Genomic DNA, 14,187 nt, shown 5'->3' on the forward strand with positions numbered 1-14,187 from the left:
CTACACCTGCGCTTCGAGGCCGGGTTCGGGCAGCGCGGTATCCACGCCCGGCCCGGCGACGAACGCGCGCTGCATCTGCGCGTCGTCGCGCAGGCCTTCCCACTTCGCCACCACCATCGCCGCGACGCCGTTGCCGATGAAATTGGTGATCGCGCGGGCCTCCGACAGGAAGCGGTCCACGCCGAGGATCAAGGCCACGCCTTCGACCGGCACCTTGCCACCGAGCGCGCCGAGCGTTGCGGCCAGCACGATGAAGCCCGATCCCGTGACGCCGGCTGCGCCCTTCGACGTCAGCAGCAGCACCGCGAGCAGGGTGAGCTGTTCGCCGAGCGTCAGATCGATGTTCAGCGCCTGCGCGACGAACACCGCCGCGAGCGTGAGATAGATGCACGTGCCGTCGAGATTGAACGAGTAGCCGGTCGGCACCACCAGCCCCACCACCGCGCGATCGCAGCCCAGCTCCTCCAGCCGCTTGAGCAGGCGCGGCAACGCCGATTCGGACGACGACGTGCCAAGCACCAGCAAGAGCTCGCCGCGGATGAAGCGCAGAAACTGCCACAACGAAAATCCAGCGAGCCGCGCCACCGTGCCGAGCACGACGACCACGAACGCGGCGCACGTCGCGTACACCGCGAGGATCAACCCGCCCAGCTGCGCCAGGCTCTCCAGCCCGAACCTGCCGACGGTGAACGCCATCGCGCCGAAGGCGCCGATCGGGGCCAGCCGCATGATCATCGCCACGATGCCGAAAAACACGTGGCTGGCGTCGTCGCACAGATCCAGCACGCGCCGTCCCGCGCCGCCCATGCGCGTGAGCGCGATGCCGAACAGCAGCGCCACCAGCAGCACCTGCAGCAACTCGCCATTGGCGAACGGCGAGAAAAAGCTCGTCGGCACGATGTTCATCACGAACTGCGTGGTGCTCTGCTGTGTTGCGGCCTGGGTGTACTGCGCGACACCGCCGGCATCGAGCTGCGCCGGGTCCACGTTCATGCCGCGCCCCGGCGCCACGCCGTTCGCGACGAGCAGGCCCAACACCAGCGCCAGCGTCGTCAGCACCTCGAAATAGACCAGTGCCTTGAGCCCGATGCGCCCGACCTTGCGCAGATCGCCGATTTTGGCGATGCCGATGACCACGGTCAGGAAGATCACCGGTGCGATGATCATCTTGACGAGTTTGATGAACCCGTCTCCGAGCGGCTTCAGATCCGCGCCGAGTTCGGGCCGGAAATGCCCCAGCGCGACGCCCAGCGCGATGGCAACGAGCACCTGCACGTACAGATTGGTCCACCAGCGCGGCGGGCGAGCGAGCGTGGGGGCGGCGGTGTGCTGCATGGCGATCCGGCGTGGCGCGATGCCGCGCAGAGTACGCGGGAATGCGTCACGCGTGCGCGCTGCGGCGCGTCAGAACGCCGCGTCGAACGCCACCTCGCCTTCCACACCCACCTGGTACGACGACACGCGTCGCTCGAAGAAGTTGGTGATTTCCTGCACGTCCTGCAGGTCCATGAAGGCGAACGGGTTGCTGCTGCCGAAATGCTTCGGCAGGCCGAGCTGCGCGAGGCGCTGGTCGGCGCAGTACTGCAGGTACTGGCGCATGTCGCGCAGCGACATGCCGGCAACGCCGCCGGAGAGCACGTCGTTGGCGAACTGGCATTCGCACTCGACCGCGTCCTCGAGCATGCGCACCACGTCGGCGCGCAGCGCGTCGTCGAACAGATCGGGTTCTTCCTCGCGCGCGACGCGAATCACTTCGAACGCGAAGGCCATGTGGCCGGATTCGTCGCGGAACACCCAGTTCGTTCCTGCCGCAAGACCGTTCAACAGGCCGCGCGAGCGCAGGTAGTAGACGTAGGCAAACGCGCCGAAGAAGAACAGGCCTTCGATGCAGGCGGCGAAGCAGATCAGGTTGAGCAGGAACTGGCGGCGCTGGTCCTTTGTCTCGATGCGGTGCAGGCTCTGGATCGAGTCGATCCACTTGAAGCAGAAGTCGGCTTTCGCACGGATCGACGGGATCGTTTCCACCGCGGCGAAGGCCTTCGCCCGTTCGCCCGGGTCGGGAAGATAGGTATCGAGCAGCGTCAGGTAGAACTGCACGTGCAGCGCTTCCTCGTACAGCTGGCGCGAGAGGTACATGCGCGCTTCGGGCGCGTTGATGTGCTGGTAGAGGTTCAGCACGAGGTTGTTGGACACGATCGAATCGCCGGTCGCGAAGAAGGCGACGAGGCGCTCGATCAAATGGCGCTCGGCGGGGCCGATCCTGTGCTTGAGGTCGTTGACGTCGGAGGAAAAGTCGACCTCTTCCACCGTCCATGTGTTGCGGATGGCGTTGCGGTACATCTCGTAGAACTGCGGGTAGCGCATGGGGCGCAGGGTCAGTTCGAAGCCGGGGTCAAGGAGGCGGCTGTTGGACGCGGCGGACGCCATCAGAGCATGTGCGGACATGAGGTTACCTGTAGTCCCGTCGTCCCGGCGGAAGCCGGGACCCAGCGGCGTTGCTTCCGCGTATGTGCGAAGAACAACGCCACTGGGCCCCGGCTTTCGCCGGGGCGACGGTGGGAATGGACTGATGCGGAGAATCGAGATGCGGGAAAGGACGCCTTGTGTCTACATGCTTGCAAGCCAGCGGATGGGCACGTTGTACGTCGGTGCAACATCGGCTCCGAAACAGCGGATCTGGCAGCATCGCAATGGACTGCTGCCCGGCTTCACGCGCGAGCATCGCGTGCATCTGCTGGTGTGGTTCGAGCTGCACACAACGATGGAATCGGCGATCCGACGCGAAAAGCTGATCAAGAAATGGAAGCGGGACTGGAAGATCGAGCTGATCGAACACGGCAACGGCGCGTGGCGGGATCTGTATGACGACATCTGCATGTAACCCCGTCTGTAGTTGATCCCGTCGTCCCGGCGAAAGCCGGGACCCAGCGGCGTTGCTTCTCGTTGTTGCGATCGATCGAAAAGCCAACGCCACTGGGTCCCGGCTTTCGCCGGGACGACGGGTGTTTTTTTACTGACAGGCCTCGCAGGATCCGGGGTTTTCGAGCGAGCAGACAACCGCCGCATTGGCCTGCGTCTGGCTCACCACCGTCGTCTTCGCGATCTTCGTCGCCGGGCGCGAGCGCATGTAGTACGTGGTCTTCAACCCTTTCTTCCACGCGTACATGTACATCGACGACAGCGCCCCGATGTTCGGGCTCTCCATGAACAGGTTCAGCGACTGCGACTGATCGATGTACGCCCCGCGATCCGCTGCCATGTCGATCAGCGACCGCATCGGCAACTCCCACGCCGTGCGATAGATCGCACGCAGCGTCTCCGGCAATTCACCGATGCCCTGCACCGAGCCTTCCGCCAGCTTGATGCGATCCCGCATCTCCGGCGTCCACTGCCCGAGGCGCTTGAGTTCCTCGACCAGATACTTGTTCACCTGCAGGAAATCGCCCGACAGCGTCTCGCGCTTGAACAGGTTCGACACCATCGGCTCGATGCACTCGTAACACCCGGCGATCGACGCAATCGTCGCCGTCGGCGCGATCGCGATCAGCAGCGAGTTGCGCAGGCCGTGCTCGACGATGCGCGCACGCAAGCTATCCCAGCGCGCCATGTCCGACGGCGCCACGTTCCACGCTTCGAACTGGAACTCGCCGGTGGACGAGCGCGTGTCGCCGAACGCCGGCAACGCGCCGCGCTCGCGCGCCAGTTCGTTCGACGTCACCAGCGCGTGGAAGTAAATCTCTTCCGAGATCTTCGCCGACATCGCACGCGCTTCCGCGCTGTCGAACGGCAGGCGCAGGCGGAAGAACACGTCCTGCAATCCCATGAGACCGAGCCCCACCGGCCGCCAGCGCAGATTGCTCGCGCGCGTCGATTCGATCGGGTAGTAGTTGAGGTCGATCACGCGATCGAGCTGACGCACCGCGATGCGCACGGTCTCGGCGAGCTTGTCGAAATCGAAGACGCCATCGACCAGGTGCTGGCCGAGGTTGATCGAACCGAGGTTGCACACCGCCGTCTCGCCCTGCGAATTGATCTCCAGGATCTCGGTGCACAGGTTCGACAGGTGCACCACGTTCTCGGCCTTGAGCGTCTGGTTGCAGCCGCGGTTGGACTTGTCCTTGAACGTCATCCAGCCGTTGCCGGTCTGCGCCAGCGTGCGCATCATGCGGGCGTAGAGGTCACGCGCCTTCATCTGCTTCACCGCGAGGCCGGACGCTTCCGCCTGCTCGTAGGCGCGCTCGAAGGCCTCGCCCCAGCGGTCGGTGAAATGCGGCACCGCGTGCGGATCGAACAGCGACCACATCGCATCGGCTTCGACGCGACGCATGAAGAGGTCGGGAATCCAGTTGGCGAGGTTGAGGTTGTGCGTGCGGCGCGCCTCGTCGCCGGTGTTGTCGCGCAGTTCGAGGAATTCCTCGATGTCCGCGTGCCAGGGTTCGAGGTAGACGCAGGCCGCGCCCTTGCGCTTGCCGCCCTGGTTCACCGCGGCCACGCTCGAATCGAGCGTTTTCAGCCACGGCACGATGCCGTTGCTGTGTCCGTTGGTGGAACGGATCAGCGAGCCGCGCGAGCGCACGCGCGTGTACGAGAGGCCGATGCCGCCCGAGAACTTCGACAGCATCGCCACGTCGGCGTAGCGCCTGTAGATCGACTCCAGCGTGTCTTCCGGCGAATCGAGCAGGAAACACGAGGACAGCTGCTCGTGCGTGGTGCCGCTGTTGAACAGCGTCGGCGAGCTCGGCAGGTAGTCGAGGTTGGCCATCAGGCGGTAGAGCTCGAGCGCGTCGGACACGTCTTCGGTCAGTGCGCAGGCGATGCGCAGGAAGAACTGCTGCGGGGTTTCGATGACGAAGCGTTCGGTCGGGTGGCGCAAGAGATAGCGGTCGTACAGCGTGCGCAGGCCGAAGTAGTCGAAGCGGCGATCGAGGTTGGGATCGAGCGCGTCGTTGAGCTTGCGTGCGTTGGTCTGCACGAAGGCGAGCAGGCGTTCGTTGATCAGGCCCACGGCGTGGCCGCGCGCCACCGACTGCGAAAACGCGTGGATTTCCTGCCCGCGCACTTCCTTGTCGATGACGGACGCGAGGATGCGCGCGGCGAGGCGGCCGTATTCGGGCTCCTCGGCGGTGAGCATGGCGGCGGTGCGGATCGAGAGCTGGTCGAGCTCGTTCGTGGTGGCGCCGTCGTAGAGACCGGAGATGGTGCGCGTGGCGACGCGCATCGGATCGACGGCGTAGAGGCCGTCGGCGGCGCGCTGCACGGCGCGCACGATCTTGTTGAGGTCCACCGGTTCGCGGCGGCCGCTGCGCTTGGTGACGGTCATGGCGCCGGCGCTGTGCGGCGGGGTGAGGGCGAAGCTGGCGTTGCTGTCGCTGCGCGTGGCGCTGTCGCGCACGGCGTCGATGCCGGCCTCGGCGGTGTCGGTGTGCTGCATGGATCGGTCTCCCTCGAAGCGCACGTCGCCGCGCGCCTCCCGCGAGACGCGACGCCACGGGAACACGACCGCGCACGACGCCGCGCGGAGCGGCATCGCTGCGGCCACGCCCCCGCGGGCGTGCAGTCACGGGAAGGTGCTCGCGGGATGTCGCACCGCCTGAGAAAAAGGCGGCACGATGCCGCGCACGGCATCGTGTCGACATCCGGCCGTCTTCCCTCCGAAGACTGCGCAGGCCGGCACCGCGCGGTGTGCTTCGCGCGGCGTGTCGGCAGGTCTTCGGGCTCGGGACTGGTGGCCTCGTCTCCACACCTACTGGCCGTCGCTTCCCGGGACGCTTCTGGCGTTCCCAGTGCTATGACGGCGGTCGTTTCCCATACCGCTGCGGGGCAGCGCCGGATTCGCACCGGCTTCCCTCTTGCGCCCGACCGTGGCCGGGCACCGACGGGCACAAGCTATAGGGTTTTCAAGACGGGGGCAAGCCTAGGGGTTGTGGTTGGGAGCCACATGCCTGTTCCGGCAGACGCCGGGCACCGGGCATCGCGGTGCGCCACGCGTTGCCGGGAGAGCGCACGCCGCTGGGTCCCGGCTTCCGCCGGGACGACGGTCAGCGCGGTTCGGCGCGTGGTCCGGCCGCATCTGCACGCGGCCTGCGCGGGCTCGCGCGCGACGGTTCATCGTCGCGCAGTGCGCTGCGGAACAGGCGGTCGGGCCAGGCGGCGAGGAAGCCGTAATTGCCGTGATAGCGCGTGTGGTGCAGGTGGTGGCGGCGACTTGCGCCCTGCAGGCCGGGCGGCTTTTCGCGGGCGGAAAATTCGTAGTTCGAATGGCCGAGGTTGTTGATGACGATGCTGAAGAGCGGCAGCAGTGCCAGTGCGGTGAAACTGAAGTCGTGCAGCAGCATCGGAATCAGCGGCACGCTGCCGAGCAGTAGCGCCTCCACCGGATGGAAGCTGTAGGTGGACCACGGCGTGGTGACGAGCGAGCGGTGGTGCGGCACGTGGAAGCGGCGCAACGGACGCGTGTGCAGGGCGCGGTGGCTGGCGTAGAAGTGCAGTTCGTTCCACAGCGCGAGCACGCCCAGTTCCAGCACGATGCGCCACCACGCCGGATACTACGCCACGCGCGCCCAGCCGAGCCTGAGGACACTCCACGGCACGACGAGGCCGACGCCGAAGATGACGATGGAGATCAGCGACAGGCGCAGTTCGCGACGACGTTGTGCGGCCGGCACCCGGCGCGGATCGATGCGCCGGCCGTAGCGCAGTGCGGGCAGCACGTGCCGCGTCAGCAGCACGGCGATGCCGCCGACACCGAAATACAGCAGCGCGAAATACAGCACGCCGCCGAGCATCACGGTGGCGGCCGGCAGGTCGATCAGGGTCTGGTTCACGCGGGCAGTCGCGCTGTCGCTGGCATCGGCCGAGCATACCCGTGCCGGGGATCGGCGGGGCACCGAACACGTCGCATCGGCACGGCATTGTTGGCAGACTGCGGTGTGCGGCGCCGGGCCGCGGTGGGGAACGGAACGATGGGAACGGGTTGGAAACGGGTGGCGTTGGCCATTGCGCTGGCCGGCGCGACGGCGTCCGCGCCGACGCGCGCGCACGGCGACGATGTGCAGGTGGTGCGGGCGTGGTTCGACGATGCGCACAAGGTCGACGCCGTGGCGCCGCTGCTCGGCCATGCGCAGGTCGATCGTGCGAAGGGCCTGCTGCGCACCGAGGCCGATCCGTGGCTGCGCGCGCAGCTGATCGCGGCCGGGTTCCGGGTGGAGCTCGATCGCGCGGCGAGCGACACGCTGCAGCGCACCGCCGCGGCCTTTTCCGCGGCCACGTCCGGTGCGCGCGCGATCCCCGGATTCGCGTGTTACCGCACCGTCGAAGAAGCGCAGGATCGGCTCGACGATCTCGCGTCCACGCACCCGCAGTTGCTGCAGATGGTGGACATCGGCCCGAGCTGGCAGTGGCAGCAGGGCAGCGGTGGGTATCGCCTTCGCGTGGCGCGCGCGACCAACAGCGCGATTCCCGGGCCGAAGCCGGCGCTGTTCGTCATCGGGTCAATCCATGCGCGCGAGTACACGCCGGCCGAACTGTTGCTGCGCTTCGTCGAGGATCTGGTCGAAGGCTACGGCAGCGATGCCGATGCCACGTGGATCCTCGACCACCACGAGGTGCACGTGCTGGTGCACGCCAACCCCGACGGCCGCAAGCGTGCCGAAGCCGGCGCGCTGTGGCGCAAGAACACCAACAGCGCGTACTGCGCGACAGCCTCGCAGCAGGGCATCGACCTGAACCGCAATTTTCCATTCGCGTGGAACAGCGCGCCGGGCGGATCGAGCGGCGTGCCGTGCCAGGACACGTACCGCGGTCCGAGCGGCGGTTCGGAACCGGAAACCGAGGCGATCGCCGCGTACGCCACGCAGTTGTTCGGCGACCACCGCGGCCCGTTGCTGACCGATCCGGCGCCGGACGACACGCCGGGCATCTTCATGGACATCCACAGCTATTCGCAGCTGGTGCTGTGGCCCTGGGGCTTCACCGAAGATCCGGCGCCGAACGGCACCGCGCTGGCGGTGCTCGGTCGCCGCCTCGCCGCGTTCAATGGCTACACCGCGCAGGCGGCAATCGGCCTGTACGCCACCGACGGCACCACCGACGACTACACCTACGGCGAGCTCGGCGTCGCGAGCTACGCGTTCGAGCTCGGCACCGACTTCTTCCAGGACTGCCAGACCTTCGAGAACGCCATCGAACCGACCAACCGTGCCGCGCTGCGTTACGCCGCGCGCGTGCTGCGCGCGCCGTACGTGTTGCCGGCAGGTCCTGACACGACGCAGGTGCGGGCCGAGCCCGATCTGATCCTCGCCGGCGACGCGGCCACCGTGGTCGCGCAACTGGACGATGCGCGCCAGCAGACCGGCACGCCGCCGTTTTCCGGCCCGGTGCCGGCGGTGCAGCCGATCGCGAGCGCTGCCGCCTATCTCACGCCGCCGTGGCTGCCCGGCGCCACGGCGCAGCCGCTGCAGGCCGCGGACGGCAGCTTCGACACGCCGGTCGAAGCCGCCACGGGTGCGATCGACAGCGGCGCGCTCGCGCCGGGACGCCATCTGGTCTACGTGCAGGCGCGCGACAGCAGCGGCGCCGACGGCCCGGTGGGCGCGGCCTTCGTCGAGGTGGTGGCGCCGGAGGACGCGGCCAGCATCGCCGGCACCGTCACCGACATCGTCAGCGGCGCGCCGCTCGTGGCACGCGTCGAGATCGGACCGTGGCAGACCACCACCGCGGCCGACGGCGGCTACGCGCGCGTGCTGCGCGCCGGCAGCTGGCCGATGCAGGTGTCCGCGCCCGGGTTCGAGACCGCGCTGGAGCCGGCGCTTGCCGTCGCTGCCGGCGATGCGCTGACGCGCGACGTGGCGCTGTACCGAACGTGCGCGGTGCTCGACGATCCGGTGGAACCCGCCGCCGTCTCGCCGTTCACGCCGCAGGCGCCGTGGCAGAAACGCGCCGGCGCGGGCCAGGACGGCGGCGCGGCATGGCTGCAGAGCGCGTCGGGCGACTACGCCAACAACCTCGACATCGCGCTCGCGAGCGCGACGCTCGACCTGTCCGGATACAGCTCAGTGTCGCTGCGCTTCGACCAGCGCTGCAACACCGAGGCGGACTGGGACTACGGCATCGTGGAGGTCAGCGGCAACGGCGGCGGCAGCTGGAGCGAAGTGTTCCGCTGCGACGGCGAAACCCAGTGGCGCACGGTGGAATTGCCGTTGCCGCAACTCGACGGCGCGGCGAACGCGCGCGTGCGCTTCCGCTTCACCTCCGACACGGCGGTGCGGGCGCCGGGGTGGGCGGTGGACAATGTCGTGCTGTCGGCCGGCGGCGCGGAGTGCCGCGCGGGGCAGCAGCCGCCGGTGTCCATCGATGCGTTCGACGCGACGCCCGCGCAGATCGTTGCCGGGGACATCGCCACGCTGGCATGGACCACGCGACACGCGACCGCGTGCAGCATCGCGAACAGTTCCGACGCTTCGGTGCACACCATCGCGGCGCCGGATCTGGCGTCGGGAACCTTCGCCGTTTCGCCGGCGCAGGACGTGATCTACACGCTGTCGTGCGATGGCGCAGACGGACCGGTGACGGCGGAGACCTTGGTGATCGTCACGTCGCCGCCGCCGGTGGCCATCCTGGAGTTTGTCGCGATGCCGCCAACGGTTGCCCAGGGCGAGGGCAGCACGCTGGCATGGACGACGGAGAATGCAACGGCATGCAGCATCGTCGCTGACGATGGCGGTGCGCCGTACGTGGTGGCATCGGAGGATCTGGCGGAAGGTTCGCTGCTGGTGGAGCCGGAGGTCGATGTCGCGTACACGCTGTCGTGTGACGGTGAGGGCGGGCCGGTAACGGCGTTGGCGGCGGTCACGGTGATGCCACCGTTGCCGCCGGCGGTCTTCGACGATGGGTTCGAGACCGCGCCCTAGCCGACCCATCCGTTCGTACTGAGCCCCTCTCCCCGGGGGAGAGGGGTTGGGGAGAGGGTTCGGGAACCGACGCCGTGTCTACGCGCCGCGGTTCGATAAGTGGTATTGCGTAGTGCCCGACATCGCCTCGTACAACACCGTCCGCAACCGCAAGATTCGCGCGCTTGGCTTCGTCCGGACCCTCATCCGCCTTTCGGGCACCTTCTCCCGCAGGGAGAAGGGCAAGCGCAGAAACGTCTCGTTGCACCGCTCGCCGCGAAGGCCGATTCGCGTCAGCCCGCCTGCCCCGTCTGCAGCCGCCACAGCGCGGCGTAGGCACCGTCACGCGCGAGCAACGCGTCGTGCGTGCCGGATTCGACGATGCGGCCGGCGTCCATCACGTGGATGGCGTCGGCGTGCCGCACGGTCGAGAGGCGATGCGCGACGACCAGCGTGGTGCGGTCGCGCGCGGCCTCGCGCAGGGCGGTCTGGATGGCGGCTTCGGTTTCGTTGTCGACCGCGCTGGTGGCCTCGTCCAGCACGAGGATGGCCGGGTCGCGGTACAGCGCGCGCGCGATCGCGATGCGTTGGCGCTGGCCGCCCGAGAGGCGGCTGCCGCGTTCGCCGACCTCGCTGGCGTAGCCGGCCGGCAGCGCGGCGATGAAGCCGTGCGCCTGTGCGGCACGTGCGGCCGCTTCGATGCGTGCCGCGTCCGGCGCGCTGTCGCCGTACGCGATGTTGTCGGCGATGCTGCCGTCGGTGAGGAACGGGTCCTGCGCCACGTAGCCGATGTGGCGACGCAGCTCGCGCGGCGCGATGTCGGCCACGTCCGTGCCGTCGACGCGCACGCGTCCGCCCGCCGGCCGCACGAAGCCGAGCAGCAGTTTCAGCAGGCTGGTCTTGCCGCCGCCGGTGCCGCCGACGAGTGCGTGCGTCTCGCCGGCCGGCACCTGCAGCGACACGCCGTGCAGCACGTGCCGGTCATCGTAGGCCACGACCACGTGTTCGAAGTCCACCGCGCCGCGCACCGGCGCCGGCAAGATGCCGGTGGGCTGCGGCGGCAGCGGCGCTTCGAGCAGGTCCATCACGCGGTTCACCGAGGCCATCGCGCGCTGGTAGAGATCGGTCATGTCGGCGAGCCGCGTCAGCGGCCAAAGCAGGCGCTGGGTGAGATAGACCAGTGCCGAGTACGTGCCGACGCCCAGATCGCCGTTGAGCGTCTTCCAGCCGCCGTACAGCAGCGTCGCGACAAACCCCACCAGCACCGCGAGTCGGATCACCGGCGTGATCGCGGCGGCGAAGCGGATGGCGTCCGCGTTGCGCGCGCGGTAGCCGTCGGACGCGCGCCGCACGTGTTCGGTCTCGAAGGTTTCCGCGGTGTAGGCCTGGATCGTCGCCATGCCGGCGAGATTGTTGTTGAGCCGGTTCGACACCGTGGCCGCGGCCTCGCGCGCGGCGGCGTAGCGCGGTGCGAGCTTCTTCTGGAACCAGAACGCGCCGACCAGGATCAGCGGGATCGGCAGGAACGCAAGCGCGGCCAGATCCGCGGTGAGCACGAAAAACACGCCGCCGACGAGCAGCGACGAAACGAACACCTGCACCAGATCGTTGGCGCCGGTGTTGAGGAAGCGTTCCACCTGATGCACGTCCTCGTTCATCACGGCCATCAGCCGCCCGCTGCGCGCGTCGGTGACGAAATCCGGCGGCAATGCCTGCACATGGCCGTAGGCGGCCTGACGCAACTCATGTTGCAGGTCCTGCGCGAGGCGTCGCCATTTCACCGCGTACAGGTATTCGAACAGCGATTCGAGCAGCCACACGACGATGGTGATGCCGGTGAGCCAGACGAGCTGCTGCAGCGGATCGGCGATGCCGAGTTTGGCCATGAACGAATCGCGCCGGTTGACCACGATGTCCACCGCCACGCCGATCAGCATTTCCGGCAGCACGTCGAAGATCTTGTTGAGCACCGAGTACAGCGTGGCCAGCCACGCGTCGCCGCGGTACGGACGGGCATAACCGAAGAGGCGGCGGAGCGGATGCATGGGTCACCGTGACGTTGCGATCGGCCATTGTCGCATCGTGTCGTGCGCGTCCGGCGGCTATGCTGCCGCGATGCTGATCGTGTTCAACAAGCCCTGCAACGTGCTGTGCCAGTTCACCGACCGCAGCGTGCCGCCGCGCCGCACGCTGGCCGAGTTCGGACTGCCGCCGGACGTGTACGCGGCCGGGCGGCTCGACTTCGATTCCGAGGGCCTGCTGCTGCTCACCGACGACGGCGCGCTCGCGCACCGTCTCACCGATCCGCGCCACAAGGAACCCAAGACGTACCTGGCGCAGGTGGAAGGCGTGATCGACGACGCTGCGCTGCAGCGGCTGCGCGACGGCGTGACCCTGAACGACGGCCCGACGCGCCCTGCGCAGGCGCGCGCGATCGATGCGCCGCACTGGCTGTGGCCGCGCGATCCGCCGGTGCGTTTCCGCAAGTCGGTGCCGGACGCGTGGCTGGAGCTGACCCTCCGCGAAGGCCGCAATCGCCAGGTGCGACGCATGACCGCGGCGGTGGGACTGCCGACCTTGCGGCTGGTGCGCGTGGCGCTGGGCACGCAGCGGCTGGACGGGCTCGCGCCGGGGCAGTGGCGCGTGGTCTGACGTCGCCGCGCGCGGCGGGATCAGGACGCCGGCCGACGCCGCCTCGCGCCGAGTTTGCGCGTCAGTGTGTTGCGCCCCAGGCCGAGGCGCTGCGCGGCCTGCTGGCGGTGCCCGTCGGTGGCGGTCAGCGCGGCCTCGAACAGCACGCGTTCGAGGCGTTCGCTGGCGAGGCGGTGCAGTGCCGGGGTTCCGGCCGCCAGTTCAGCGTCGGCCCAGCGGCGCAGCGCGGTTTCCCAATCGTCGCTGCCGCGGATCGCGGCATGCGACGGCTGCGGGGAAGCGGCCGCCGCGTCCATCGCCAGCGGCAGGTCGGCCGGCAGCACGGTTTCGCCCGGGGACAGCACCGCGAGCCGCCAGCAGAGGTTTTCCAGCTCGCGCACGTTGCCGGGCCAGTCGTGCCGGGCCAGGCGCTGCAGCGTGGCCGGCGCGAAGCGCTTGTGGCCGTCGAGCTGGCGCGTGGCCTGCGCGAGGAAGCGCTGCGCGAGCGCCGGTACGTCCTCGCGGCGGTCGCGCAGCGGCGGCAGCGCGAGGCGCACCACGTCGAGCCGGTGCAGCAGGTCGGCACGGAAGCGGCCGTCGGCGACGCGTGCGTCGAGGTCCTGGTGAGTGGCGGCGATGACGCGTACGTCGACGCTGATCAGCTCGCGTCCGCCGACGCGGAAGAATTCACCCTCGGCCAGCACGCGCAGAAGGCGCGTCTGCAGCGAGAGCGGCATGTCGCCGATCTCGTCGAGGAAGAGCGTGCCGCCGTCGGCCTGCTCGAAGCGGCCGACGTGGCGTTTCGCCGCGCCGGTGAAGGCACCGGCCTCGTGCCCGAACAGTTCGGATTCGAGCAGTTCGGCCGGGATCGCGGCGGTGTTGAGCGCCACCAGCGGCCGGTGCGCACGCGGCGAGTGCCGATGCAGCGCGCGCGCGACCAGTTCCTTGCCGGTGCCGGTCTCGCCGGTGATCAGCACCGACAGCGGCGCCTGCGCGAGCCGGCCGATGGCGCGGAAAAGCTCGCGCATCGGCGCCGAATCGCCGAGCAGTTCCGGCGCGTCGTCGCGCTCCTGCGGCGGCTGCTCGGCGGCGGTGTCGGCATTGAGCGCGCGCTGCGCCATCGCCACGGCCGTGTCGAGGTCGAAGGGCTTGGACAGGAAATCGTGCGCGCCGCCGCGAAAGGCGCCGGCGGTGCTCGGCACGTCGGTCCAGGCGCTCATGACGATGACCGGCAGCGCGGCGTGCTGCTGCTTGAGTTCGTCGAGCAGGTGCAGGCCGTCGGTGTCGGGCATGCGCACGTCGGTGAAGACGAGATCCGGCGGACCGCGCCGCAGCGCCTCGCGCACCGGCACGGCGCCTTCGAACTCGCGCACGGTGTGGCCGGCCTCGCGCAAGGCCTCGGCGAGGACGAAGCGTACCGAGCGGTCGTCGTCGACGACCCAGATGTCGGCCATCGGTCGGTGGTGTTGGGAGGATGGGTGGATCGTAGCGGATGCGGGGTGGTGTTCGCCGGGTTGCCCCCTTCCGCCTGCCGGCACCTTCCCCCGCAGGCGGGAGAAGGATTCCTCCGATGGAGAATGGTGGGGAAGTGGGGCGCAAGTCGCGGGACACGACAGCGGGACGCCCGAGACGGGGATCGACGAGGCAACCCCAAGGAAGCCGCGGATCA

At 68.8% G+C, this 14,187-nt stretch carries 10 protein-coding genes and 1 riboswitch; of the genes, 3 read left to right on the forward strand and 7 right to left on the reverse strand.

Going from position 1 to position 14,187, the window contains the following annotated elements; all coding sequences use genetic code 11:
- Both dctA and HNQ52_RS06680 read right to left on the reverse strand, forming a co-directional pair.
- Positions 1 to 1,335, reverse strand: a complete 1,335-nt coding sequence (gene dctA / locus HNQ52_RS06675) for a C4-dicarboxylate transporter DctA (protein ID WP_183960331.1) — start codon at positions 1,333 to 1,335, stop codon at positions 1 to 3.
- Positions 1,336 to 1,404: 69 nt separating this feature from the next.
- Positions 1,405 to 2,445, reverse strand: coding sequence for a ribonucleotide-diphosphate reductase subunit beta (locus HNQ52_RS06680; protein ID WP_246387637.1), 1,041 nt, complete (start codon positions 2,443 to 2,445; stop codon positions 1,405 to 1,407).
- Positions 2,446 to 2,569: 124 nt separating this feature from the next.
- Here HNQ52_RS06680 and HNQ52_RS06685 point away from each other — a divergent pair, with 124 nt between their 5' ends.
- Positions 2,570 to 2,881: a GIY-YIG nuclease family protein gene (locus HNQ52_RS06685; RefSeq protein WP_425486479.1), complete on the forward strand. Its 312-nt coding sequence runs from the start codon at positions 2,570 to 2,572 to the stop codon at positions 2,879 to 2,881.
- Between the two features lie 129 nt (positions 2,882 to 3,010).
- Here HNQ52_RS06685 and HNQ52_RS06690 read toward each other — a convergent pair whose 3' ends face one another.
- The 3 genes from HNQ52_RS06690 to HNQ52_RS16890 all read right to left on the reverse strand — a co-directional run bounded on the left by HNQ52_RS06690 (position 3,011) and on the right by HNQ52_RS16890 (position 6,824).
- A complete protein-coding gene (locus HNQ52_RS06690) occupies positions 3,011 to 5,320 on the reverse strand; it encodes a ribonucleoside-diphosphate reductase subunit alpha (protein WP_183960724.1) in 2,310 nt (769 codons plus the stop codon).
- A 364-nt stretch (positions 5,321 to 5,684) separates the two neighbouring features.
- A riboswitch (cobalamin riboswitch) is annotated at positions 5,685 to 5,891 on the reverse strand.
- A 147-nt stretch (positions 5,892 to 6,038) separates the two neighbouring features.
- Entirely contained in the window at positions 6,039 to 6,524 is a 486-nt protein-coding gene (locus HNQ52_RS06695; RefSeq protein WP_221281964.1) for a sterol desaturase family protein, read from the reverse strand.
- A 21-nt stretch (positions 6,525 to 6,545) separates the two neighbouring features.
- Entirely contained in the window at positions 6,546 to 6,824 is a 279-nt protein-coding gene (locus HNQ52_RS16890) for a hypothetical protein (protein ID WP_221281965.1), read from the reverse strand.
- Positions 6,825 to 6,983: 159 nt separating this feature from the next.
- Here HNQ52_RS16890 and HNQ52_RS06700 point away from each other — a divergent pair, with 159 nt between their 5' ends.
- Entirely contained in the window at positions 6,984 to 9,908 is a 2,925-nt protein-coding gene (locus tag HNQ52_RS06700) for a M14 family zinc carboxypeptidase (RefSeq protein ID WP_183960332.1), read from the forward strand.
- 272 nt (positions 9,909 to 10,180) lie between these two features.
- Here HNQ52_RS06700 and HNQ52_RS06705 read toward each other — a convergent pair whose 3' ends face one another.
- Positions 10,181 to 11,932 carry an ABC transporter ATP-binding protein gene (locus HNQ52_RS06705; protein WP_183960333.1) on the reverse strand — a complete coding sequence of 584 codons (1,752 nt, stop codon included), beginning with the start codon at positions 11,930 to 11,932 and terminating at the stop codon, positions 10,181 to 10,183.
- A gap of 70 nt (positions 11,933 to 12,002) precedes the next feature.
- Between HNQ52_RS06705 and HNQ52_RS06710 the strand changes: the two genes are divergently transcribed.
- Positions 12,003 to 12,539 carry a pseudouridine synthase gene (locus tag HNQ52_RS06710; protein ID WP_183960725.1) on the forward strand — a complete coding sequence of 179 codons (537 nt, stop codon included), beginning with the start codon at positions 12,003 to 12,005 and terminating at the stop codon, positions 12,537 to 12,539.
- 20 nt (positions 12,540 to 12,559) lie between these two features.
- Here HNQ52_RS06710 and ntrC read toward each other — a convergent pair whose 3' ends face one another.
- Positions 12,560 to 13,972, reverse strand: a complete 1,413-nt coding sequence (ntrC, locus tag HNQ52_RS06715) for a nitrogen regulation protein NR(I) (protein WP_183960334.1) — start codon at positions 13,970 to 13,972, stop codon at positions 12,560 to 12,562.
- Positions 13,973 to 14,187: the final 215 nt, after the last annotated feature.

This window comes from Chiayiivirga flava, assembly GCF_014202825.1.
In the GTDB taxonomy this organism is placed as follows: Bacteria; Pseudomonadota; Gammaproteobacteria; order Xanthomonadales; family Xanthomonadaceae; genus Chiayiivirga; species Chiayiivirga flava.